We start from the raw sequence: 22,672 nt of genomic DNA, 5'->3' as shown, positions 1-22,672 counted from the left end.
CCTGTTTTGGGCGAAGCTGGTAGACTCCGCCGCCATTATGATCAGACTTCAAAGCCTTACCTTACAGCGTGGTCCGCAACGTCTGCTAGAAGACGCCGAGCTGACCCTGCACGCCGGTCAGAAAGCCGGCCTGATCGGCGCGAACGGCGCCGGTAAATCCAGCCTGTTTGCGCTGCTGCGGGGTGAATTGACCCCCGACAACGGCGACTGTCTGCTGCCTGCCGATTGGCGCATCGCCCACATGCGTCAGGAGGTCGATACCCTCGATCGTCTGGCGGTGGACTATGTCCTCGACGGCGACCTGCGCCTGCGTCAGGTGCAGCATGACCTCGCGGCTGCCGAGGCCGCCCAGGACGGCGCCGCGCAAGCGCGTCTGCACTCGGAGCTCGACAGCGCCGATGGCTACACCGCCGATGCGCGGGCGCGCAAGTTGCTGGCAGGTCTGGGCTTCACCAACGAGCAGATGGAGCGCCAGGTCAGCGACTTCTCAGGTGGCTGGCGGATGCGTCTCAACCTGGCGCAGGCCTTGATGTGCCCCTCGGACCTGCTGCTGCTCGATGAGCCGACCAACCACTTGGATCTCGATGCCATTCTCTGGCTTGAGGACTGGCTCAAGAGCTACCAGGGAACGCTGCTGCTGATCTCTCACGACCGCGATTTTCTGGATGCGGTGGTCGATCACGTTGCCCATGTCGAGCAGAAAAAGATCACGCTCTATCGCGGCGGTTACAGCGCTTTCGAACGCGCCCGTGCTGAACGCCTGGCTCAGCAACAGCAGGCCTACGACAAGCAACAGGCCCAGCGCGCCCACATGGAGAAGTTCATCACGCGCTTCAAGGCCCAGGCCACCAAGGCCAAACAGGCCCAGAGCCGGATCAAAGCGCTTGAGCGAATGGAAGAGCTGTCGGCGGCCCACGTCGATTCTCCGTTCGACTTCACCTTCCGCGAATCGACCAAAATCTCCAGCCCGCTGATGGACCTGTCTGACGCGCGACTGGGCTATGGCGACAAAGCCATCCTGCAGAAGGTCAAGCTGCAGCTGACGCCGGGCGCACGCATCGGCTTGCTGGGCCCGAACGGCGCCGGTAAATCCACGCTGATCAAAAACCTTGCGGGCGAGCTCGAGCCGTTGAGCGGGCGCATGGTGCGTGGCGAAAACACGGTGGTCGGCTATTTCGCCCAGCATCAGCTTGATTCCCTGGACGCCAAGGCCAGTCCGCTGCTGCACCTTCAGCGCATTGCACCCGCCGAGCGCGAACAGGCGTTGCGGGACTTCCTGGGCGGTTTCGATTTCCGCGGTGCGCGCCTCGACGAGCCGGTGCTGAATTTCTCCGGTGGCGAGAAAGCGCGACTGGCGTTGGCCCTGATTGCATGGGACAAACCCAACCTGCTGCTGCTCGACGAACCGACCAACCACCTGGATCTGGAAATGCGACTGGCCCTGACCATGGCGCTTCAGGAGTTCAGTGGCGCGGTGCTGGTGGTCTCCCACGATCGGCATTTGCTCAAGAGCACCACTGACAACTTCCTCCTCGTCGCCGATGGCCTGGTTCAGGAGTTCGATGGCGATCTGGACGACTACGCCCGTTGGCTGGTGGACTACCGCCTGCGCAATGCACCGACAAGTAACACGCCGGTGAACGTCGACAAGACCGACAAGAAAGCCCAGCGTCAGCAGGCCGCTGCGTTGCGCCAGCAACTCGCCCCGCACAAGCGTGAAGCCGACAAGCTTGAGAAGGACCTTGGCACGCTGCACGAGAAGCTGGCGAAGATCGAAGCGGCGCTTGGCGACAGCGGCATCTACGAGGCTGCGAACAAAGACAAATTGCGCGACCTGCTGGCCGATCAGGCCAAGCTCAAATCCCGTGAATCCGAGCTTGAAGAAGCGTGGATGGAAGCACTGGAATTGCTGGAATCGATGCAGGCCGAGCTGGAAGCGTTGTCCTGATGGCGTCACCTGCGTTAACCGTATAACGCCGGTGACCGGAACAGCTGTCTGCCAAGTCGCCGCAACAGTCAGAAATGACTGGCCTTTAAAGGCCCGTAAACACTAGGTTAGGCGAAGATTTCGTTACCTGAGGTGCGTGATGTCGCTTGAAACATGGTTGGCGTTCTTCGCCGCTTGCTGGGTTATCAGCCTGTCTCCGGGCGCGGGCGCTATCGCCTCGATGTCCAGCGGTCTGCAATACGGGTTCTGGCGCGGCTACTGGAATGCGCTAGGCCTGCAGGTCGCCCTCGTCGTGCAGATCGCCGTGGTCGCCGCCGGGCTTGGCGCGGTACTGGCCACTTCGGCGTTGGCGTTTACCCTGATCAAATGGTTCGGCGTCGCCTACCTGGTGTATCTGGGTATCAAGCAATGGCGTGCGCTGCCGAGCGATCTGGCGGATGAGTCGGCTGTCCGCCCGGTGGGCAAGCCGCTGGTGCTCATGGCCCGCGGCTTTCTGGTGAACATCAGCAACCCCAAGGCGCTGGTGTTCATCCTGGCGATCCTGCCGCAGTTCATCGACACGCACCTGCCGCTCCTGCCGCAATACCTGATCATCGCCACGACCATGGTCTGCGTGGATCTGATCGTTATGGCGGGCTACACCGGCCTGGCCTCAAAAGTGCTTCGCGCCCTCAAAACCCCCAGGCAGCAACGCCGGATGAACCGCACCTTCGCCGGATTGTTCGTCAGCGCAGCGGCGTTTCTCGCCACCTTGCATCGGGCCTGATCCGGCAGAAGCCGATCTCACTGGATGCACGCTATGTATTAGTGGGACCAGCTTCAGCCGGGAAGAGGCTAGTCGCGGCGCCCTCACTTTTTCGGTGTGACCCCCGACGTCTTCCCGGCTAAAGCCGGTCCTACAATTCGAGCCACAGCCGATCTCACTGGATGCACGCTATGTATTAGTGGGACCGGCTTCAGCCGGGAAGCGGCCATTGGCAGCACCCTCATCTTTTCCGGTGTGACCCCCGACGTCTTCCCGGCTAAAGCCAGTCCTACAATTGAGTCGCAGCCATCGACGCAGCGCTTGAGTCCCCAGCGCCGAACATGAACAATGGCAACCCTTCGCATTCCTATTTGAGATCCACCCCCATGTTCCGCTCCCGCTTTTTGACCTGCCTGAGCCTGGTGCTGTTGAGCCTGTTCAGCGTCGGTGCCTGCGCAGCGCCTGCCGAGGACGCGGCTCAGGCTTTGCATTTGCTCGATTACGTCGGGGCGGACTACCCGGCGACGGTCGCGGACGGCAAGGTCGTGGATGACGCCGAATACCGCGAACAGGTGGAATTTCTCGCGGCGCTGCAGGGTACGATCGCCACGTTGCCGGCCAAGCCGGAGCGCGCAGAGCTGGAGCAGGGCGTCACCGCGCTGTTGAAGGCGGTCAACCAGAAGCAGGACGGCGCTCAAGTGGCCCGTCAGGCGCGTCAGCTTGGCGCGAAGCTGGCAGTGGCGTACGAAGTCAGCCAGGCGCCGGTGATTACCCCGGATCCCGCACGTGGCGCGCCCTTGTATGCGCAGTATTGTTCGGTGTGCCACGGCGATGCCGGCGCAGGCGACGGTCCCGCCGGGATTGGTCTTTTACCGCCACCCACCAATTTGCGGGACGTCGCGCGGCTGGACCGCCTGAGTCTCTACGACATCTACAACACCCTCGGGCTGGGCATTGAAGGCACTGAAATGCCAGCGTTCGCGGACCAACTGGATGACCGCCAGCGCTGGGATGTCGCGACTTACACCGCAGGCTTCAGCGCGGATTCCGCTTCGAAGCAGGACAAATCCTACAACCTCGCTGATCTCGCGCGGCAGACGCCTGCTGAAGTGAGTGCCAGCGAAGGACCACAAGCCGCTGCAAGCTTCCGTGCCCAGCGCGCCCAGCCGCCTCAGGTTCAGCGCGGCCCGGCTCAGTTGCTCGATTACACCAGCGCAACCCTCGACAAGAGCCTCGCCGCGTACCAGGCCGGCGATCGCGAGCAAGCGTATGACCTATCCGTCGCGGCGTATCTGGAGGGTTTTGAGCTGGTCGAAAGCTCGCTCGACAACGTCGATGCCACCGTGCGCAAGGACACCGAAAAAGCGCTTATGGCCTACCGGCAGTCGCTTCAGGACGGCTTGCCCGCAGCGCAGGCTGCGCAGAAGCTCGCTGATGCGAAGGTCAAGCTCAAGGCGTCGGCCGATCTGCTCGGCAGCGATGGCCTGAGCACCTCGTTGAGCTTCATCTCCGGTCTGCTGATCCTGCTGCGCGAAGGGCTGGAGGCGATTCTCGTGCTCGCCGCCATTCTTGCGTTCCTGCGCAACACAGGTCAGCAATCGGCGGTGCGCAGCGTCAACGTCGGTTGGGGGCTGGCGTTGCTGGCGGGCCTGGGCACCTGGGCCCTGGCAGCGTACGTCATTGATGTCAGTGGTTCGCAGCGTGAGCTTCTGGAAGGCGCGACGGCGCTGTTCGCCAGCGTCATGGTGCTGTGGCTGGGGGTGTGGATGCACGACCGACGTCATGCCGCTGCCTGGCAGGACTACATCAAGAGCAGCCTGGTCGGCGGCGGTGGCCGTTTTGGTTTTGCGGTGCTGGCGTTCTTCTCGGTCTACCGCGAGCTGTTCGAAGTCATTCTGTTCTACGAAACCCTGTGGCTGCAGGCAGGCCCCGCTGGCCACAATGCCGTTTTGGCCGGGGGCGCCACGGCGCTGGTGCTGCTTGTCGGCTTGGCGTGGGTGATCCTGCGCGGTTCGGCGAAGCTGCCGCTGACGTTGTTCTTCAGCATCAATGCCGCGCTGCTGTGTGCGCTGTCGGTGGTGTTCGCCGGCCATGGCGTCAAGGCGTTGCAGGAAGCGGGGATTTTCGGGACGCGTCCGGTGCCGTTCTTCGATTTCGACTGGCTGGGTATTCACGCCGATGCCTATTCCCTGGGCGCGCAAGCCATCGCACTGTTGGCGATTGTGGTGCTGTATGGTCGCAGTCGGATAGCTGAGAAGCGCCGCGCGGCCACTGCCTAAATTCACTTTCTGAAATCGGAGTCGCGTATGCGCGTCTGGATCGATGCCGACGCCTGCCCCAAGGCTGCCAAGGACCTCGTCATCAAGTTCGCCCTCAAGCGCAAGTTCGAGGTCGTTCTGGTGGCGGGGCAGAGCCAGATCAAACCGAGCCTGACCTTGGTGAAGCTGATCGTTGTGCCCAGCGGGCCCGATGCGGCTGACGATTATCTGGTGGAGCACGCCGTGCCGGGCGAACTGGTGATCTGCAGCGACGTGCCGCTGGCTGATCGGCTGGTGAAGAAGGGCGTTGCAGCGCTCGATCCGCGGGGCAAGGAATTCGATGCGCAGAACATGGGCCAGCGCCTGGCCATGCGTAACCTCTTCACGGATCTGCGTGAGCAAGGCCAGGCCAGTGGCGGGCAGGGCGCCTATGGCGAGCGGGAGAAACAGGCGTTTGCTAACTGCCTTGACCGGATACTGACGCGGCTGGCGCGAGAGTATCCCTCCCCGCCTGCAGGCGAGAACCCTTAAGGCTGGGGAGCGGTCAATCCGCTTCCAGCACCTTTTCCAACATCAGTCCGGAAGGCGATCCTCGTTTTCCTGCACCAGCTCCAGCACCCGATCCACCAGCTTGTTAATCCCGGACGCTGCCTCACCAATAGACTTTGCGACCATGTAAGCGGGTGTGCTCACCAGTTTGCGGTCCTTGTCTTCGACGATCTCCGTCACCTCGCACTCCTGATGAGTGCCGCCCATGCGGGTGATCGCTGCGGCGGTGTCGGCGTCGTTGCCGATCGTGCAGGTGACGCCCGGCCCATAGATTTTGGCGGCCAGCGCTGGCGATACGCAGATGAGCCCAATGGGTTTGCCGGCTGCGGCGAACGCTTCGGCCATCGCCAGCACTTCAGCCTGGACCTTGCAGCCAGCGCCTTGGGTAGAGAAGTTCGACAGGTTTTTCGCGGCACCGAAGCCGCCGGGGATGATCAATGCATCGAATTCAGTGACGTCGGCTTCGCGGATGTCTTCGATGTCGCCACGGGCGATGCGGGCTGATTCGACCAGCACGTTGCGCGATTCGGGCATCTCTTCGCCGGTCAGATGATTGATGACATGGTGCTGAGAGATATTGGGTGCGAAGCACTTTACCGCGGCGCCGCGTTGATCGAGGCGCAGCAACGTCAGCACGCTTTCGTGGATTTCCGCGCCGTCGTAAACGCCACAGCCAGAAAGAATAACGGCCACTTTTTTGGTCATTCGCGTGTTCCCCTCTCGGTTGCTCCGGCCCAGCCGGTTACGCAGGTCAGCATTGCGCTGATTGTCGCAAGCCATGAACCTAGGACAACGCCGTCAGCGAATGTCTCCAGCGTCGTGGGCATGCGCCGAGGATTTACTCGTCAGGGGTGTTCCTGGCTTCGGCGTTCACTTCGGCATTGGCCGCAACGGCCAGCTTCTCTTCTCGGGCGATACGTGCGTTTTTAATGCGCCGACGAATCCACAGCAGCACGCCAATCACCAGCAGTGCGCCCAACACCCACAGTTCGTATTTCTTGACGTTGCCCAGCAGGCCTTCGAGCACCGAGCCGAACTTGTACGCCGCCGCGCCCAGTGCCGCTGCCCATACTGCTGCGCCGATGCCGTTGAGCAACAGGTAGCGCCCCGGTGGATAGCCGGACAAGCCGATGGCCACCGGCATGACCGTGCGCAGGCCATAAACGAAGCGGAAGCTCAGCACCCATATGTCGGGGTGGCGCCGGATATGTTCCAGCGCGCGGTCGCCCATCAACTGCCAGCGAGGCTTGCGCGCCAGGAGCTTGCGGCCATGCTTGCGTCCCATGAAATACCAGAGCTGGTCGCCGGCGTAGCTGCCGAAGAAGGCAACCACCACGACCAGATTGATATCCATGTATCCGCGGAACGCAAGAAAGCCGGCAAGCACCAGAATGGTCTCGCCTTCAAAAAAGGTCCCGAGGAAAAGGGCGAAGTAGCCAAATTCTTGTAAAAAATGCTGGAGCATTATTTGGGTGCTGGCGAAATGAACGCGCAGCCTAACGCGCCCAAGTCATTCAGGAAAGTATGCAAATGTGTCACCGCGTTAAAGCTTCCTACATTCGGCAGCGATTATTCGCTTCAGGAGGGGGGTTGTATCGCACGCGTTACGTCGCAATTACACCTGTCACGCGAGTGTCATAATCGCCGCTTATAAATGTCACGCTTGCCCGGCTGGATGGGCTCGGAACCCTTCCTCGCACGTTGCCCGCTATTGAGCATCACCCGGATGTTTGCAGGTCAGGGCTTGCACCGTACGGAGAAATCCGTAGCGTGGAGAGTCAAACCTCTCACAGCATCTCGCCTGACGCCGGTCGCCCCGCCGCTCGATATCGAGTCAGGCTGCAAACATCTTCAGAACCGCCGCGGCCTGGGCGTGACCGTTGCCCCACGCTGTACGTCACCACTGTTGTGGCGCATGCGGCATTCCGACATCGGCCGTATGCGCGGCCCAACTGTTACAAGGCCAATTGCCTTACAGGATTATTCATGAGCACCGAAGGATCTACCGAAGCCGCAGTCGAGCTTGACCCGCAGCCCGTCAACCAAGAGGTCACGCCTGTGGTCGAGCCGACCATTGAAGTGGTCCCCGCGCTGGAACCGCATCATCCGGCCCCGCATGTCCTCGCGGTGCCCAATCTGGATGACAGCAGCCTTTATATTCACCGCGAGCTGTCGCAGCTGCAATTCAACATTCGTGTGTTGGAGCAGGCGCTGGACGAGTCCTATCCGTTGCTTGAGCGGCTCAAGTTCCTGCTGATCTTCTCCAGCAACCTCGACGAATTCTTCGAAATCCGCGTTGCCGGGCTCAAGAAGCAAATCACCTTCGCTCGCGAACAGGCCGGCGCTGATGGGCTGCAGCCTCATCAGGCGCTGGCGCGCATCAGCGAACTGGTTCACGGCCACGTGGATCGGCAGTACGCCATTCTCAACGACATCCTGCTGCCGGAGCTGGAAAAGCATCAGGTGCGCTTCATCCGTCGTCGCAACTGGAACGCCAAGATCAAGGCCTGGGTGCGCCGTTATTTCCGTGACGAGATCGCGCCGATCATCACGCCGATCGGTCTGGACCCGACGCACCCGTTCCCGCTGCTGGTGAACAAGTCGCTCAACTTCATCGTTGAGCTGGAAGGCATTGACGCCTTCGGCCGTGACTCGGGCCTGGCGATCATTCCGGCACCGCGCCTGCTGCCGCGCATCATCAAGGTGCCGGAAGACGTGGGCGGCCCGGGCGACAACTATGTCTTCCTGTCATCAATGATCCACGCTCACGCCGATGACCTGTTCCAGGGCATGAAGGTCAAGGGCTGCTATCAGTTCCGTCTGACCCGTAACGCTGACCTGGCCCTCGACTCCGAAGACGTCGAAGACCTTGCCCGCGCGCTGCGTGGTGAGCTGTTCTCCCGTCGGTACGGCGACGCGGTGCGTCTGGAAGTAGCGGATACCTGCCCGAAACTGCTGTCGGACTACTTGCTCAAGCAATTCAACCTGAGCGAGAGCGAGCTGTATCAGGTCAATGGCCCGGTGAACCTGACGCGGCTGTTCAGCATCACGGGTCTGGACAGTCATCCCGAGCTGCAGTACATGCCGTTCACCCCGGCGATTCCGAAGCTGCTGCAGAACAGCGAGAACATTTTCAACGTGATCAGCAAGCAGGACATTCTGCTGCTGCACCCGTTCGAGTCTTTCACGCCGGTTGTCGATCTGCTGCGCCAGGCGGCGAAAGACCCTCACGTGCTGGCCGTGCGTCAGACGCTGTACCGCAGCGGCGCCAACTCGGAGATTGTCGACGCGCTGGTCGACGCCGCGCGCAATGGCAAGGAAGTCACCGCCGTCATCGAGCTGCGTGCGCGTTTTGACGAAGAATCGAACCTGCAACTGGCCAGCCGCCTGCAAGCGGCAGGCGCCGTGGTGATCTACGGCGTGGTCGGTTACAAGACCCACGCCAAGATGATGCTGATCCTGCGCCGTGAAGCCGGCGAGATTGTCCGTTACGCGCATCTGGGTACGGGTAACTATCACGCCGGCAACGCGCGTCTCTATACCGACTACAGCCTGCTGACCTCGGACGATGCGCTGTGCGAAGACGTCGGCAAGCTGTTCAGTCAGTTGATCGGCATGGGTAAGACGCTGCGCATGAAGAAGCTGCTGCATGCGCCGTTCACCCTGAAGAAAGGCATGCTGGACATGATTGCCCGCGAGACCCAGTTCGCGTCCGAGGGCAAGCCTGCGCACATCATCGCCAAGTTCAATTCGCTGACCGACCCGAAGATCATTCGCGCGCTGTACAAGGCCAGTCAGACCGGGGTCAAGATCGACCTCGTCGTGCGCGGCATGTGCTGCCTGCGGCCTGGCGTGCCGGGCGTGTCTCACAACATTCAGGTGCGCTCGATCATCGGTCGCTTCCTTGAGCACACGCGAGTGTTCTACTTCCTGAATGGCGGCGACGAGCAGATGTTCCTGTCCAGCGCCGACTGGATGGAGCGCAACCTCGACAAGCGCGTCGAGACCTGCTTCCCGGTGGAAGGCAAGAAGCTGATCTTGCGTGTGAAGAAAGAGCTGGAAGGGTACCTGACCGACAACACCCATAGCTGGCTGCTGCAGCCGGACGGGCGCTACATCCGCAGCACCCCGACCGGCAACCAGAACGCCCGCAATGTGCAGGCGAGCCTGTTGGAAAAACTCAGCAACCCGGTCCTCAGCGTACGTTGAGGATAATGCCGACTCGGGTCAGCCACTCCGCTTCGAGCGCGAAGTCGGCCTGAGTCAGCTGGTTGTTTTCCAGCCAGCCATCCGGGAACACGATGTCCAGGTGGTTATCGTTGGCGGTCAGCACAGGCTGCGGCATCTCCTGGGTGCCGCGAATGTGGTGAAACAGGATCGCAAAACGCAGCAGCACGCACAGACGAATCAGCTTCACGCCTTCGTTGCCGAACTCGGCAAACTTGTCCTTGGGAATATTGCGTCGATGACCGCGCACCAGCAGCGCTAGCATTTGCTGGTCCTCGCGCGAGAAACCGGCGAGGTCCGAGTGCTCGATCAGGTACGCGCCATGCTTGTGGTAGTGATAGTGGGCGATGTCCAGACCCACTTCATGCACTTTGGCGGCCCAACTCAGTAGTTCGCGATACGCGTTGTCCTCAAGCTCCCACGCCGTCGCCACTTGCTCCAGCGCGGACAGCGCCTTGCGCTCGACACGGGCGGCTTGTTCGAGATCAACGTGGTAGCGCTCCATCAGCGAGCTTAGGGTGCGTTCGCGCACGTCTTCGTGGTGATGGCGGCCCAGCAGATCGTAGAGCACGCCTTCACGCAGCGCGCCTTCGCAGTGGTCCATGCGCTTGAGGTCGAGGGCGTCGAAGATGGCTTCGAGAATCGCCAGCCCCGCCGGGAAGATCGCTCGACGATCAGGCTTGAGGCCTTCGAAATCGATTTTGTCGACTTCGCCCAGCTTCATCAGCTTGCGCTTGAGCCAGGCCAGGCCTTCGGCGTTGACCTCGCCATTGCCGTGGCCGCCTGCCTTCAGCGCCAGGCCGATGGCGCGAATGGTGCCGGACGAGCCAATGGCTTCATCCCACGTCAGACGATGCAGTGCGTGCTCGATGCTCATGATTTCCAGCCGTGCTGCGGTGTAAGCCTGGGCGTAGCGGGCCGGGGTGATCTTGCCGTCTTTGAAGTAACGCTGAGTAAAGCTGACGCAGCCCATCTGCAGGCTTTCACGCAACAGCGGTTCAAAGCGCTGCCCGATGATGAACTCGGTGCTGCCGCCGCCAATGTCGGCGACCAGGCGTTTACCGGGCGTATCGGCCAAGGTGTGGGAGACGCCCAGGTAGATCAGGCGCGCTTCTTCACGGCCGGAGATGACCTCTACCGGATGGCCGAGGATTTCTTCGGCGCGGTGGATGAATTCGTTGCGGTTGCGGGCTTCGCGCAGGGCATTGGTGCCGACGATGCGCACGGCGCCGGGTGGCATACCGTTGATCAGTTGGGCGAAACGCTTTAGGCAGTCGAGCCCGCGCTGCATGGATTCTTCGCTGAGGCGGCGGTCGTCATCGATCCCCGCGGCCAGCTGCACTTTCTCACCGAGCCGCTCAAGGATGCGAATTTCGCCCTGATTGGCTTTGGCGACAACCATATGGAAGCTGTTGGAGCCCAGGTCGATCGCGGCGATCAGCGAGAGGTTTTTGGCTGTGGATAGCGGCATGGTCAAAAGGTCTCGGTCGATAACTCCGACATCGTGCCACGATCCATCACCGTCGCCAAACCGGCAACGTATTTGCGCGGGATTAGTTGGACCGGCTATAGCCGGGAAGAGACCGGTGTGTGCACCATCAGTTTTGCGGTGTGGCAGCGGACGCCTTCCCGGCTAAAGCCGGCCCTACAGTCACCCCTGCTCAACCGACCCAATGAAATTCGCCAGCTCGGGCGTCTTCGGGTTGGCCATCAATTCTTTCGGGTCGCCGACTTCATGCACCTTGCCCTGATGCATGAACACCAGCTTGTCGCCCACCTCCCGTGCGAAGCGCATTTCGTGGGTCACCATGATCAGCGTCATGCCGTCTTTGGCCAGCTCGCGAACGACCGCGAGTACTTCGTTGACCAACTCCGGGTCGAGCGCCGAGGTGATTTCATCGCACAGCAGCACTTTGGGCGACATCGCCAGCGCACGCGCAATCGCCACCCGCTGCTGCTGACCACCGGACAATCGGTCAGGGAATGCGTCGAATTTCTCGCCCAGGCCCACGCGATTGAGCATTTCCTTTGCCAGCCTGGTCGCTTCGGCTTTGGAAACCTTCTTCACCACCTGTGGCGCGAGCATCACGTTCTCGCCGACCGTCAGGTGCGGAAACAGGTTGAATTGCTGAAAGACCATGCCGACTTTCTGCCTCAGGCTGCGCAGATCAGCCCGCGCGGCATCGAGGTATTCGCCGTCGACCTCGATCACCCCGTCGTTGATCGACTCAAGCCCGTTGAGCGTGCGCAGCAGCGTGCTTTTGCCCGAACCGCTGCGCCCGATGATCGCCACGACCTGGCCTTCCTCAACGCTGAGGTCGATGCCCTTGAGCACATGGTGGTCGCCGTAATACTTGTGCAGGGCGGAAATTCTAAGCAGAGGCATGAAGTCTCCTTTCCAGGTAGCGCGCGCTGAGCGACAACGGGTAGCAAAGCAGGAAGTAGCCCAAGGCAACGAAGCCATAGACCATGAAAGGCTGGAACGTGGCGTTAGCGAGCATGCCGCCGGTTTTGGTCAGCTCGGTGAAGCCGATGATCGACGTGACCGCCGTGCCTTTGACCACCTGCACCGAGAACCCTACCGTCGGCGCCACCGCGATGCGCAATGCCTGGGGTAGAATCACATAGCGCAGTTGCTCGAACGGCGTCAGCGCCAGGCTGGCGGAAGCTTCCCACTGACCGTTGGAAATCGACTCCACGCAGCCACGCCAGATTTCGGCGAGATAGGCGCTGGTGAACAGCGTCAACGCCAGCGCCGCCGCAAACCAGGGCGAAATGTCGATGCCCATCAGCGCCACGCCGAAAAACACCAGAAACAGCTGCATCAACAACGGCGTGCCTTGAAACAGCTCGATGTAGCAGCGCGCGAGCCTGCGCGGCATTGCCTTCTCGGAGATGCGCAGGGTCATCACCAGCAACCCGATCACGCCGCCGCCGATGAACGCCACCAGCGACAGTGCCAAAGTCCATTGCAACCCGGTCAGCAAGTTGCGCACGATGTCCCAAAGGGTGAAATCCATCAGCGGCTCCTTGCGATGTAGCGCCGGCCGATCCACGCCAGCAGCTGACGCACCAGCAGCGCCATGCACAGGTAGATCAGCGTTGTAATGATGTACGTCTCAAACGAGCGGAAATTGCGCGACTGGATGAAGTTCGCAGCGAAGCTCAGCTCCTCGGTGGCGATCTGCGAACAGACTGCCGAGCCGAGCATCACGATGATGATCTGGCTGCTCAATGCCGGCCAGACCTTGCCCAGCGCCGGGATCAGTACGACATGGCGGAAGGTCTCAAAGCGGGTCATCGCCAGCGCGGCCGACGCCTCGATCTGGCCGCGCGGAATCGCCTGCACGCCCGCACGGATGATCTCCGTCGAATAAGCGCCGAGGTTGATGACCATCGCCAGCACGGCGGCCTGCCACTCCGATATCTGCAGGCCCAGGGACGGTAGCCCGAAGAAAATGAAAAACAACTGCACCAGAAACGGCGTGTTGCGAATCAGCTCGACATATACACCGAAAATGGCCGAGAACGGCTGGATTTTCCACGCCCTGACAATCGCCCCGACGATGCCGAGACTGACGCCGAGCAGGGTGCCGATGGCCGTCAGCTCCAGCGTGAACAGTGCGCCGCGCAGGAGCAGGTCGGTGTTTTGCAAGACCGGGATAAAGTCGAACTGATAAGCCATTTAAGCGCCTCGGCAGTCGATGATCAGAGGTCGGCAGGCAATGGCTGCTTGAGCCAGGTCTGCGCGTTCTTTTCCAGCGAACCGTCTTTCTTTGCTGCTTCGAGGATCTCGTTCACCTTGGCGAGCAGCTCGGGCTGACCTTTGTTCACACCCACGTAGACCGGCGAGTCCTTGAGCTTCACTTTCAGTTCAGGGATGCGCTTGGGGTTCTTCTCGCTGATGGCGACCATGACCACGTTGCCGCTGGCGATCAGGTCGGTCTGCTTGGCCAGATAGGCTGCGATGGTCGAGTTGTTGTCTTCGAAGCGTTTGATCGTGGCTTCCTTCGGCGCGACGGCGGTCAGTTCGATGTCCTCGATGGCGCCACGTGTGACGCTGATGGTTTTGCCTTTCAGGTCGTCCACGGTTTTGACCGCGTCTTCAGGCGGGCCGAAGACAGCGAGGTAGAACGGTGCGTAAGCGCGGGAGAAGTCGATGACCTTTTCGCGGTCCGGGTTTTTGCCGAGGCTGGAGATGACCAGATCAACTTTGCCAGTGGTCAGGTACGGGATGCGGTTGGTGCTGTTGACCGGCGTCAGTTGAAGCTTGACCTTCAATTGGTCGGCAATGAGTTTTGCCGTATCGATGTCCAGGCCGCGCGGCTGCATGTCAGGGCCGACCGAGCCGAAGGGCGGGAAGTCTTGCGGAACAGCGACTTTCAACGTGCCGCGGGCGGTTACATCATCCAGACCATTAGCGTGGGCGGGGGCCTGGCCGAGCATGAGGCTGGCAAACAGGGCGGCGAGCAGGGCGCTGTAACGCTGGGTCATGGGTTGTCTCCGAGTCGATCAATGTGCAGGCGAAGCCCGAGTGATGGCCAAGCACCAGTGCACAGCCCATGCCAGCCGCTTGGTTGCGACCATGGAATGCGGGCCGCAGGCTTGATCCGGTCTAACTGGTCTGAACAGTGAGTGGGCGCGCCGCCCTGCTTTGGCGCGCCTGAAAGGCCCGGCGCCCCTCACTTGGGCGTCACTTGCCGGATGCCTCCGATGGCGATACAAGGGATTTTTCCTATGGTTTACGCACCTTGATCGCTATGCATCCGAGCCCTGTCGCAGTGCCTGAAGCCGCCTTCCAGGCGATCCGCAAATTGATCGCCGAGCAGGGCTATGTCCCCGGCGACAGCCTGCCCTCTCAGCGGGATCTGGCGATTCGGCTGGGCGTCAGTCGCGCTTCGTTGCGTGAGGCGTTGTCATCGCTGAGCGCCCTTGGACTGGTCAGTGTGCAGCCCGGCAAGGGCGTATTCGTACAGGCCGTTTCTGAACCACAACGGAGCACGGGCGGATTTTCCTGGCCGTATGCAGCGCACGCATCGCCTGCCGAGACTTTTCAGCTGCGCTATGCGCTAGAGGGTTTTGCCGCCGGCCTTGCAGCGGTGACGCTGACGGCCGACGAGCGCGATGTACTGGAAGACAACGTCGAGGCCATGCGCCTTGAGCTCAAGGCAGGGGATTTTGACTGCGCCGCCCGGCTGGACTTTGATTTCCACCGGCGCATTCTCGTCGCCAGTGGCAATCAGGCGATTCTGGGGATCATCACCACCAGCGCCGACATTTTTCTGGAGAGCCAGAAACTGCCTTTTATTCGTGCGGGCAGGGCCATGGAAACCTGGCAGGAGCACCGCAAGATCCTGCGGGCGCTGGCGCGAAACGCGTCTGGCCCGGCGCAGAAAGCCATGCAGGAGCATATCCGTGGCGCTGCGTTACGCACCGGTATTGTGTTCGTTGCGCCCTCCGGCTGAATGCGTCGATTGAGGTAACCCTATCGAGTCATAGCGAGAGACAATCAACCTCGGCTTCCTGTCACCGCGTGACACAGTTATGATGGCCCACGTTTTTTTGCCTATGACCTCGGAGAAATCTCATGAGTAACGACCTGATCAAACACGTCAGCGACGCGAGCTTCGAAGCCGATGTCCTGAAGGCCAGCGGCCCTGTACTGGTCGATTACTGGGCTGAATGGTGTGGCCCATGCAAGATGATTGCACCGGTTCTGGATGACCTCGCTACCCATTACGATGGCAAGCTGACCATCGCCAAGCTGAACATTGACGACAACCAGGAAACTCCGGCCAAGCACGGCGTTCGTGGTATCCCGACCCTGATGCTGTTCAAGGACGGCGAAGTCGCGGCGACCAAGGTCGGCGCGCTGTCCAAGTCGCAGTTGCAAGCGTTCCTCGACGCCAACATCTGATGGCGATATAGCCCCGCAAATCGCGGGGTTTTTTTCGGGCGTTGTACTAGACGCTCAGAAAATCAAGTGGTACATTCGGCCCCGCAACGGCTTCTCCGTTGCCCCCTGCTAGCCGTCGCCGACCGTCTCCTTTCGATTTGCACGCGATCCTGTCGCCTTCTCTGCGGCGCGGCCTCATTAAGCCAAAAGCTTAATTTCCCCCTCCATACATGATTACGTCATTCCTATATGAACCTGACTGAACTCAAGCAAAAGCCTATTACCGATCTGCTCGAAATGGCCGAACAGATGGGCATTGAAAATATGGCCCGTTCGCGCAAGCAGGACGTGATTTTCTCCCTGCTGAAGAAGCACGCGAAAAGCGGCGAGGAAATCTCGGGTGACGGCGTGCTGGAGATCCTCCAGGATGGCTTCGGCTTCCTTCGTTCTGCAGACGCCTCCTACCTTGCCGGCCCAGACGACATTTACGTCTCGCCTAGCCAGATCCGCCGTTTCAACCTGCGCACGGGCGACACCATTGTCGGCAAGATCCGTCCGCCAAAGGAAGGCGAGCGTTACTTCGCACTGCTCAAGGTCGACACCATCAACTTCGACCGTCCAGAAAACGCGAAGAACAAGATTCTGTTCGAAAACCTCACGCCGCTGTTCCCGACCATTCGCATGAAGATGGAAGCCGGTAACGGTTCCACCGAAGACCTCACTGGTCGCGTCATCGATCTGTGTGCCCCGATCGGTAAAGGTCAGCGCGGTCTGATCGTTGCTCCGCCAAAAGCGGGCAAGACCATCATGCTGCAGAACATCGCGTCGAACATCACGCGCAACAACCCTGAAGTCCACCTGATCGTTCTGCTGATCGATGAGCGTCCGGAAGAAGTAACCGAAATGCAGCGCACCGTGCGCGGCGAAGTGGTTGCTTCCACCTTTGACGAGCCACCGACCCGTCACGTGCAGGTCGCCGAAATGGTGATCGAAAAGGCCAAGCGCCTGGTCGAGCACAAGAAAGACGTGGTCATCCTGCTCGACTCCATCACCCGTCTGGCTCGCGCCTACAACACTGTCATCCCGAGCTCCGGCAAGGTCCTGACCGGTGGTGTCGATGCGCACGCCCTCGAGAAGCCAAAGCGTTTCTTCGGTGCGGCACGTAACATCGAAGAAGGCGGCTCGCTGACCATCATCGCCACCGCGCTGGTTGAAACCGGCTCGAAGATGGACGAAGTGATCTACGAAGAATTCAAGGGTACCGGCAACATGGAGCTGCCTCTGGATCGCAAGATCGCAGAGAAGCGCGTCTTCCCGGCCATCAACATCAACCGTTCCGGCACACGCCGCGAAGAGTTGCTGACGGCCGACGACGAGTTGCAGCGCATGTGGATCCTGCGCAAGCTGCTGCATCCTATGGATGAAGTCGCAGCCATCGAGTTCTTGATCGACAAGCTGAAACAGACCAAGACCAACGATGAGTTCTTCCTGTCGATGAAGCGCAAGTAACACCGCGCTGAACCGAATGTAGAAAGATGGTGTCCTTTTGGACACCATTTTTTTTGTCTCGAATTTGAGGCTTGGAGCGTCATGCATACGTTTGGCAATCGTCGCGATATCGATGGACTGCGGGCGCTGGCCGTTATTCCGGTCGTACTCTTCCACTTTGGTATCGGTCCGTTCAGTGGCGGCTTCGTCGGCGTTGATGTTTTCTTCGTCATATCCGGGTTTCTGATCACTGGGATTCTCTATCGCGAAATCAGCGCCGGGCGCTTCAGCTTTGTGGATTTCTGGGCGCGGCGTGCGCGGCGAATCCTGCCGGCGTTGAGCGTGGTTTTGCTAGCCACTTTGACTTTGGGCTGGCTGCTAATGACGGACAAGGACTTCTCTAAGTTGGGAAGGGCCGTTCGTTACCAATCAATGTTCATCTCAAACATGCTTTTCATGCGCCAGGACGGGTACTTTCAGCCTGCTTCGGAGTTGAACCCGCTGCTTCATACTTGGTCACTGGCCGTGGAAGAGCAGTATTACGTTGTTTTCCCATTTTTGATTGCGCTGGTAATGCGCCATCTCCGTCACTGGCGCTGGATGTTGTTTGCAGTGTTGCTTCTGTCTTTCGGCTTGAATATTTTCTATAGCGCGCATAAGCCTGAAGTCGCATTTTTTTCGCTGCCTACCCGCGCATGGGAAATGTTGTGTGGCGCAATGCTTGCGGTTTTGCCCAGCTCCAGGCGTGTGCGCCCTTGTCATTACCAAGTGGTCGCGGCTGCCGGGCTGATTGCGATATTCACTGCCATTTTCACGTTTGACAGAAACACTTCATTTCCTGGCTGGGCTGCTGTGTTACCCGTTCTTGGTGCTGCTGCCCTAATCTGGTCCGGCGGGCAAGGTCCTACTTATGTCGGGCAAGTGCTTGGCGCCCGGATATTGGTGTGGATCGGCCTGCTTTCGTATTCTCTGTATCTCTGGCATTGGCCGATCTATGTCTATGCCAATGCGATATCAAGCGACGGCATACAGCCCTTGGAAGCAATGGGGTGGATTCTCTTGGCACTCGGGATCGCATGGTTAAGTCTGCGGTTCATCGAATTGCCTTTCCGTGAAAAGCGACTGGTTTCCGGACAGGGGCACATGCTGATAGCCGGCTTGCTCGCAATGGCGGCCTTGGGGGTATTGGGATCTGTCATACGATCGGCCGACGGTTTTCCTCAACGCTTGACTGGCGAAGCGCAGTCCTATGCAAAGGCTCGTTTGTGGCGTGCTGGCCAGCTAAGCTGCATGCTCGTCACCTCTGATAAACAGCCCGACAGGGCTTGCTTGCTGGGTGAAAAACCAGGGACCTCGCCGTCGCGGATGGTGTGGGGCGACAGTCATGCCGCTGCATTGATGCCTGGCCTTCAGATAGCAGCAGCACAAGCAGGGGAGCCTGTATGGCTTTACAGCATGAGTGCTTGCCCGCCGATAGTCAGCGAGCAACCCCGCAAGAAGTGCAGAGATTTTAATAGCCGGACCATGGAACAGATTCGCCTCTTGCACATTAAGGATGTGATGCTCGCATCAAGCTGGACCCTTTATATGTATGTGCGCGAGGACGGTAACAAAAATATGTTGCTCGATCGCGATGATGGCCCCGCCGACGCGGAGGTCCGCATTGCTGAAGCAATCAAAGCGCGAGTTGCAGCGATCAGAGCCGCAGGTGCTCAGGTCTGGCTTTTCAAGGAAGTGCCGCAACAGCGCAAAGGGTCTGTAGATCGTTTGATTAGTCTCAGTCGAATCGGCCGCTCATCTGCCGCGCTAGGTCGGCCCCTCAAAGAGCATCTGGTCCATGAGCGCTTTGTTAATAACCTGTTCGAGTCGATGAGTGCTGCTGACCCCGGCGTTCACGTTATCGACCCGACGCCGATGATGTGTGGGACCGAGACCTGCAACATCGAAGTTGACGGGCAAGCACGTTACAGGGATGACGGGCATTTGTCTGATACCGGAGGTGCCCGTCTCTATCCGTTATTCGAACCGATGCTGCACAGTAGAGCTGAAAATTGATCGCTGTGCGTCCGCAGGATGATGTTTCGCGGTCAGAGCAGGTAGGATGTGCATCTATTTGGTGAGTGGCCGGGTTAATGAAATTCAAGGATCTACGGGATTTCGTGCAGCAGCTTGAGCAGCGCGGAGAGTTGAAACGCATTCAGGTACCCATTTCCCCTGTACTGGAAATGACCGAAATCTGCGACCGGACCCTGCGCAACAAGGGGCCGGCGCTGCTCTTCGAAAAGCCGACGGGTTTTGACATTCCGGTGCTTGGCAATCTGTTCGGCACGCCCGAGCGCGTCGCCATGGGCATGGGCGCCGAGTCGGTGTCCGAACTGCGAGAAATCGGCAAGCTGCTGGCGTTCCTCAAAGAACCCGAGCCGCCCAAGGGCTTGAAAGACGCCTGGTCCAAGCTGCCCATCTTCAGAAAAGTCATCGCCATGGCGCCCAAAGTCGTCAAGGATGCCCCGTGTCAGGAGATCGTGATCGAGGGCGACGACGTTGACCTCGGCATGCTGCCGGTGCAGACCTGCTGGCCTGGCGATGTCGGCCCGCTGATCACGTGGGGCCTTACGGTTACTCGCGGGCCCAACAAGGAACGGCAGAATCTGGGTATCTATCGCCAGCAGGTGATCGGCCGCAACAAGGTGATCATGCGCTGGCTCAGCCATCGCGGTGGCGCACTGGATTTCAGGGACTGGTGCGACAAGCACCCGGGTCAGCCATTCCCGGTGTCCGTGGCGTTGGGCGCTGACCCCGCCACCATTCTCGGCGCCGTGACGCCAGTGCCTGACAGCCTGTCCGAATACGCATTCGCCGGCCTGCTGCGTGGCAACCGTACCGAACTGATCAAGTGCCGTGGCAACGACCTCCAGGTCCCGGCCAGTGCAGAGATCGTCCTCGAAGGTGTGATTCATCCCGGCGAAATGGCCGATGAAGGCCCGTACGGCGACCACACCGGCTACTACAACGAGGTCGACAGCTTCCCGGTCTTCACGGTCGAGCGCATCACGCACCGCATCAAGCCGATCTACCACAGCACCTACACGGGCCGGCCGCCTGACGAGCCCGCCATTCTGGGCGTTGCGCTGAATGAAGTGTTCGTGCCGATCCTGCAGAAGCAGTTCCCCGAGATCGTCGACTTCTACCTGCCGCCCGAGGGTTGCTCTTACCGCATGGCGGTTGTGACGATCAAGAAGCAGTATCCCGGCCATGCCAAGCGCGTGATGTTGGGCGTCTGGTCGTTTTTGCGACAGTTCATGTACACCAAGTTCGTTATCGTCACCGACGACGACATCAATGCCCGTGACTGGAATGACGTCATCTGGGCGATCACCACGCGCATGGACCCCAAGCGCGACACGGTGATGATCGACAACACGCCAATCGACTACCTCGACTTCGCCTCGCCGGTCTCCGGTCTGGGTTCGAAAATGGGGCTCGATGCTACGCATAAGTGGCCGGGCGAAACCACCCGTGAATGGGGTCGCGCCATCGTCAAAGACGAAGCGGTGACCCGCCGGATCGATGAAATCTGGACTCAGCTGGGAATTGATTGATGCGTGTAACCTTGCAGCCATCGGGCGCAGTCATCGAGACATTGGCAGGCGAGCGGATCCTCGACGCCGCTCAGCGTCTGGGCTACGAATGCCCTCAAAGCTGTCGCAACGGCAATTGCCATATCTGTTCCGCCCTGCTTGTAGAAGGCAGCGTCGAGCAGGCTGGAGAGATCCGCAGCCATGGCGAAATCTACACATGCCTGGCGGTGCCGCAGCAAGACTGCGTTGTGCTGTGGGACAGTGTGCTGGCGCTCGGTGAGTTGCCGGTGCGCACGTTCGCCTGCCAGGTCAGTGAGTGCGTTGAGGTCGGCGGCGATGTCTGGCGCGTGATGCTCCGTGCGCCTGCGGGCAAACCGCCGCGTTACCACGCCGGTCAGTACTTGATGATCCACAGGGATGACGGCGAAAAATCAGCGTTTTCCATGGCCTCGGCCCCGGAGAACGGACGAGAACTGGAGATCCACGTGCTTGCCCGCGAGGCCAGTGCGCAAAATCTGATCAAACAGTTACAGCGCGAGGGTATGGCGCGGGTCGAATTGCCGTTCGGCGACACTCATTTGGGCGAGTTGCCCGACGGGCCGCTGGTATTGATCGCGGCAGGCACCGGTATGGGGCAGATGCAGAGCCTGATCGAGCATTGCCGCTCCAAGGGTTTTCCATATCCGGTGCACGTGTATTGGGGAATGCGCCGTCCGGAAGATTTCTATCAGCTCAAGCATTGGGATGAATGGCAGACGCTGCCTAATCTTTTCCTGCACAAAATCGTCAGTGATCTATGCGGTTGGGAAGGGCGTTGCGGGATGCTGCACGAGGCGGTCTGCGAGGACTTCAGCGATCTGAAGTCGCTTTATGTCTATGCCAGCGGTTCACCGGCAATGGTCTATTCGACCCTCGATGCGCTGGTGCTGGCCGGCATGGATGCGCATCAGATGCGTGCCGATGTTTTCGCGTATGCACCGAGGCCCTGAAGCGCAGCCACTCGCCGAGCCGGATGTGGACAGCGTATTGCATGACTGTTTGTCAGATATCGGTTTTCCGGCGTGACCCATGCGCCGGTGGCTGAGTCACACCGTCACACTGCCTGCGATGCCGTCTGATTGTTCATTCGTTGTTGCCAGACCCGTTTCATGAGTGTTCAGCGTTGCACCGGCGTCAGCCTTGCCGGTGGGGGGAACCAGATGGGGAATCAAATCAATATTCTGGCGGAAGCCGTCCATGACGGCCTGGGTTTGTCCTACCCGCCGGTCATCGATCTTGGGCCGAAACTGAGCCGCGACCAGTTGCTTGCCTCCATCCATGCCACGATGAGCCGCCATCAGGGCGGTCCGATCTGGTTGTTCGCGTACGGATCATTGATCTGGCGACCCGAGTGCAGCGCCGTCGAGCGTCAGCGCGGTCGGGTCCACGGCTATCATCGCGGTCTTTATCTCTGGTCCCACGAACACCGTGGCACGCCCGAGCAGCCAGGTTTGGTGTTCGGTCTGGATCGCGGCGGCTCCTGCAGCGGATTCGCCTACCGATTGCCCGAAGACAATATCGACGAATCCTTGCTGGCGTTGTGGCAGAGGGAAATGCCGTTCCCGTCCTATCGCCCGCACTGGCTCAACTGCCGACTTGAAGACGGCACCAAGGTGCAGGCTCTGGGATTTGTGCTGGAGCGGCATCTGCCCAGTTACGCCGGCAACCTGCCCGACAGTGTGCTCACCCAGGTGCTGGCCAATGCCAGCGGGCGATTCGGGACTACGTGGGAATACGTCGAACAAACCATCCGAGCACTGCGCACCCATGCGATGCCGGACCTGAGCCTGGAAGCGCGGTTCAAGCGCTGCAGGCCGGTGTTGTTGGCGATATAACCGCCTGACCTGCCTACGTTAGCTCTGCCTGATGGGCACGCCTCAGCGCTTCACCTGTAGGAGCGCGCTTGCCCGCGAATGCGTTGTATCAGTCGACAAATTCATCTCA

19 protein-coding genes are annotated in these 22,672 nt (G+C 60.1%); 12 read left to right on the top strand and 7 right to left on the bottom strand.

Going from position 1 to position 22,672, the window contains the following annotated elements:
• Nucleotides 1-37: 37 nt before the first annotated feature.
• The 4 genes from EC919_RS10735 to EC919_RS10720 all read left to right on the top strand — a co-directional run bounded on the left by EC919_RS10735 (nucleotide 38) and on the right by EC919_RS10720 (nucleotide 5,482).
• Entirely contained in the window at nucleotides 38-1,948 is a 1,911-nt protein-coding gene (locus EC919_RS10735) for an ATP-binding cassette domain-containing protein (protein ID WP_133773763.1), read from the top strand.
• 139 nt (nucleotides 1,949-2,087) lie between these two features.
• Nucleotides 2,088-2,714 carry a LysE family transporter gene (locus tag EC919_RS10730; protein ID WP_133773762.1) on the top strand — a complete coding sequence of 209 codons (627 nt, stop codon included), beginning with the start codon at nucleotides 2,088-2,090 and terminating at the stop codon, nucleotides 2,712-2,714.
• A 365-nt stretch (nucleotides 2,715-3,079) separates the two neighbouring features.
• Entirely contained in the window at nucleotides 3,080-4,972 is a 1,893-nt protein-coding gene (locus EC919_RS10725) for a cytochrome c/FTR1 family iron permease (protein ID WP_133773760.1), read from the top strand.
• Between the two features lie 27 nt (nucleotides 4,973-4,999).
• On the top strand, nucleotides 5,000-5,482 hold the full coding sequence (locus EC919_RS10720) for a YaiI/YqxD family protein (RefSeq protein WP_133773758.1): 483 nt from the start codon (nucleotides 5,000-5,002) through the stop codon (nucleotides 5,480-5,482).
• A gap of 42 nt (nucleotides 5,483-5,524) precedes the next feature.
• Here EC919_RS10720 and elbB read toward each other — a convergent pair whose 3' ends face one another.
• Both elbB and EC919_RS10710 read right to left on the bottom strand, forming a co-directional pair.
• Nucleotides 5,525-6,205, bottom strand: coding sequence for an isoprenoid biosynthesis glyoxalase ElbB (gene elbB / locus EC919_RS10715; RefSeq protein WP_133773755.1), 681 nt, complete (start codon nucleotides 6,203-6,205; stop codon nucleotides 5,525-5,527).
• Nucleotides 6,206-6,338: 133 nt separating this feature from the next.
• On the bottom strand, nucleotides 6,339-6,968 hold the full coding sequence (locus EC919_RS10710) for a DedA family protein (RefSeq protein ID WP_243842242.1): 630 nt from the start codon (nucleotides 6,966-6,968) through the stop codon (nucleotides 6,339-6,341).
• A 518-nt stretch (nucleotides 6,969-7,486) separates the two neighbouring features.
• On the opposite strand from EC919_RS10710, the gene ppk1 reads away from it, so the two are divergent.
• Nucleotides 7,487-9,709 (top strand): polyphosphate kinase 1, encoded by a 2,223-nt coding sequence (ppk1, locus tag EC919_RS10705; protein WP_133773751.1) that lies wholly within the window; start codon nucleotides 7,487-7,489, stop codon nucleotides 9,707-9,709.
• Here the strand turns inward: ppk1 and ppx are convergent.
• From ppx to EC919_RS10680, 5 genes are all read right to left on the bottom strand, one after another.
• Nucleotides 9,696-11,198: an exopolyphosphatase gene (ppx, locus tag EC919_RS10700; protein WP_133773749.1), complete on the bottom strand. Its 1,503-nt coding sequence runs from the start codon at nucleotides 11,196-11,198 to the stop codon at nucleotides 9,696-9,698. The two genes, ppk1 and ppx, sit on opposite strands and share 14 nt — an antisense overlap.
• A 180-nt stretch (nucleotides 11,199-11,378) precedes the next feature.
• Nucleotides 11,379-12,113 (bottom strand): amino acid ABC transporter ATP-binding protein, encoded by a 735-nt coding sequence (locus EC919_RS10695; RefSeq protein ID WP_133773747.1) that lies wholly within the window; start codon nucleotides 12,111-12,113, stop codon nucleotides 11,379-11,381.
• Entirely contained in the window at nucleotides 12,100-12,750 is a 651-nt protein-coding gene (locus EC919_RS10690) for an amino acid ABC transporter permease (RefSeq protein WP_208294973.1), read from the bottom strand. Before EC919_RS10690 ends, EC919_RS10695 begins: the two co-directional genes overlap by 14 nt.
• Nucleotides 12,747-13,412, bottom strand: a complete 666-nt coding sequence (locus EC919_RS10685; protein ID WP_133773743.1) for an amino acid ABC transporter permease — start codon at nucleotides 13,410-13,412, stop codon at nucleotides 12,747-12,749. Before EC919_RS10685 ends, EC919_RS10690 begins: the two co-directional genes overlap by 4 nt.
• 23 nt (nucleotides 13,413-13,435) lie before the next feature.
• Nucleotides 13,436-14,221: a transporter substrate-binding domain-containing protein gene (locus EC919_RS10680; RefSeq protein ID WP_133773741.1), complete on the bottom strand. Its 786-nt coding sequence runs from the start codon at nucleotides 14,219-14,221 to the stop codon at nucleotides 13,436-13,438.
• 266 nt (nucleotides 14,222-14,487) lie between these two features.
• Between EC919_RS10680 and EC919_RS10675 the strand changes: the two genes are divergently transcribed.
• The 7 genes from EC919_RS10675 (at nucleotide 14,488) to EC919_RS10645 (ending at nucleotide 22,563) form a co-directional block, all read left to right on the top strand.
• On the top strand, nucleotides 14,488-15,192 hold the full coding sequence (locus EC919_RS10675; RefSeq protein ID WP_133774199.1) for a FadR/GntR family transcriptional regulator: 705 nt from the start codon (nucleotides 14,488-14,490) through the stop codon (nucleotides 15,190-15,192).
• 122 nt (nucleotides 15,193-15,314) lie between these two features.
• The gene (gene trxA / locus EC919_RS10670; protein ID WP_133773739.1) at nucleotides 15,315-15,644 is read left to right on the top strand and encodes a thioredoxin TrxA; all 330 of its coding nucleotides are present in this window, start codon (nucleotides 15,315-15,317) and stop codon (nucleotides 15,642-15,644) included.
• A 228-nt stretch (nucleotides 15,645-15,872) separates the two neighbouring features.
• Nucleotides 15,873-17,132 carry a transcription termination factor Rho gene (gene rho / locus EC919_RS10665; protein WP_037016529.1) on the top strand — a complete coding sequence of 420 codons (1,260 nt, stop codon included), beginning with the start codon at nucleotides 15,873-15,875 and terminating at the stop codon, nucleotides 17,130-17,132.
• 81 nt (nucleotides 17,133-17,213) lie between these two features.
• Nucleotides 17,214-19,166, top strand: coding sequence for an acyltransferase family protein (locus EC919_RS10660; RefSeq protein ID WP_133773737.1), 1,953 nt, complete (start codon nucleotides 17,214-17,216; stop codon nucleotides 19,164-19,166).
• Between the two features lie 77 nt (nucleotides 19,167-19,243).
• Nucleotides 19,244-20,710, top strand: coding sequence for a 4-hydroxy-3-polyprenylbenzoate decarboxylase (gene ubiD / locus EC919_RS10655; protein ID WP_133773735.1), 1,467 nt, complete (start codon nucleotides 19,244-19,246; stop codon nucleotides 20,708-20,710).
• Nucleotides 20,710-21,678, top strand: coding sequence for a CDP-6-deoxy-delta-3,4-glucoseen reductase (locus EC919_RS10650; protein WP_133773733.1), 969 nt, complete (start codon nucleotides 20,710-20,712; stop codon nucleotides 21,676-21,678). The genes ubiD and EC919_RS10650 overlap by 1 nt, the downstream gene beginning before the upstream one ends.
• Before the next feature lie 210 nt (nucleotides 21,679-21,888).
• Nucleotides 21,889-22,563, top strand: coding sequence for a gamma-glutamylcyclotransferase (locus tag EC919_RS10645; protein ID WP_133774197.1), 675 nt, complete (start codon nucleotides 21,889-21,891; stop codon nucleotides 22,561-22,563).
• Nucleotides 22,564-22,672 lie beyond the last annotated feature (109 nt).

Origin of the sequence: Pseudomonas graminis, assembly GCF_004364335.1 — a bacterium.
Classification (GTDB): domain Bacteria; phylum Pseudomonadota; class Gammaproteobacteria; order Pseudomonadales; family Pseudomonadaceae; genus Aquipseudomonas; species Aquipseudomonas graminis_D.
Note: the sequence above shows the minus strand (reverse complement) of the source record. Positions and strands in the feature narration are given on the sequence as shown.

What these genes read in the sequence shown, in the direction of transcription:
- EC919_RS10735 (WP_133773763.1), top strand. Translation starts at nt 38, where the DNA reads ATGATCAGACTTCAAAGCCTTACCTTACAGCGTGGTCCGCAACGTCTG.
- EC919_RS10730 (WP_133773762.1), top strand. Translation starts at nt 2,088, where the DNA reads ATGTCGCTTGAAACATGGTTGGCGTTCTTCGCCGCTTGCTGGGTTATC.
- EC919_RS10725 (WP_133773760.1), top strand. Translation starts at nt 3,080, where the DNA reads ATGTTCCGCTCCCGCTTTTTGACCTGCCTGAGCCTGGTGCTGTTGAGC.
- EC919_RS10720 (WP_133773758.1), top strand. Translation starts at nt 5,000, where the DNA reads ATGCGCGTCTGGATCGATGCCGACGCCTGCCCCAAGGCTGCCAAGGAC.
- elbB (WP_133773755.1), bottom strand. Translation starts at nt 6,205, where the DNA reads ATGACCAAAAAAGTGGCCGTTATTCTTTCTGGCTGTGGCGTTTACGAC.
- ppk1 (WP_133773751.1), top strand. Translation starts at nt 7,487, where the DNA reads ATGAGCACCGAAGGATCTACCGAAGCCGCAGTCGAGCTTGACCCGCAG.
- ppx (WP_133773749.1), bottom strand. Translation starts at nt 11,198, where the DNA reads ATGCCGCTATCCACAGCCAAAAACCTCTCGCTGATCGCCGCGATCGAC.
- EC919_RS10695 (WP_133773747.1), bottom strand. Translation starts at nt 12,113, where the DNA reads ATGCCTCTGCTTAGAATTTCCGCCCTGCACAAGTATTACGGCGACCAC.
- EC919_RS10685 (WP_133773743.1), bottom strand. Translation starts at nt 13,412, where the DNA reads ATGGCTTATCAGTTCGACTTTATCCCGGTCTTGCAAAACACCGACCTG.
- EC919_RS10680 (WP_133773741.1), bottom strand. Translation starts at nt 14,221, where the DNA reads ATGACCCAGCGTTACAGCGCCCTGCTCGCCGCCCTGTTTGCCAGCCTC.
- EC919_RS10675 (WP_133774199.1), top strand. Translation starts at nt 14,488, where the DNA reads ATGCATCCGAGCCCTGTCGCAGTGCCTGAAGCCGCCTTCCAGGCGATC.
- trxA (WP_133773739.1), top strand. Translation starts at nt 15,315, where the DNA reads ATGAGTAACGACCTGATCAAACACGTCAGCGACGCGAGCTTCGAAGCC.
- rho (WP_037016529.1), top strand. Translation starts at nt 15,873, where the DNA reads ATGAACCTGACTGAACTCAAGCAAAAGCCTATTACCGATCTGCTCGAA.
- EC919_RS10660 (WP_133773737.1), top strand. Translation starts at nt 17,214, where the DNA reads ATGCATACGTTTGGCAATCGTCGCGATATCGATGGACTGCGGGCGCTG.
- ubiD (WP_133773735.1), top strand. Translation starts at nt 19,244, where the DNA reads ATGAAATTCAAGGATCTACGGGATTTCGTGCAGCAGCTTGAGCAGCGC.
- EC919_RS10650 (WP_133773733.1), top strand. Translation starts at nt 20,710, where the DNA reads ATGCGTGTAACCTTGCAGCCATCGGGCGCAGTCATCGAGACATTGGCA.
- EC919_RS10645 (WP_133774197.1), top strand. Translation starts at nt 21,889, where the DNA reads ATGGGGAATCAAATCAATATTCTGGCGGAAGCCGTCCATGACGGCCTG.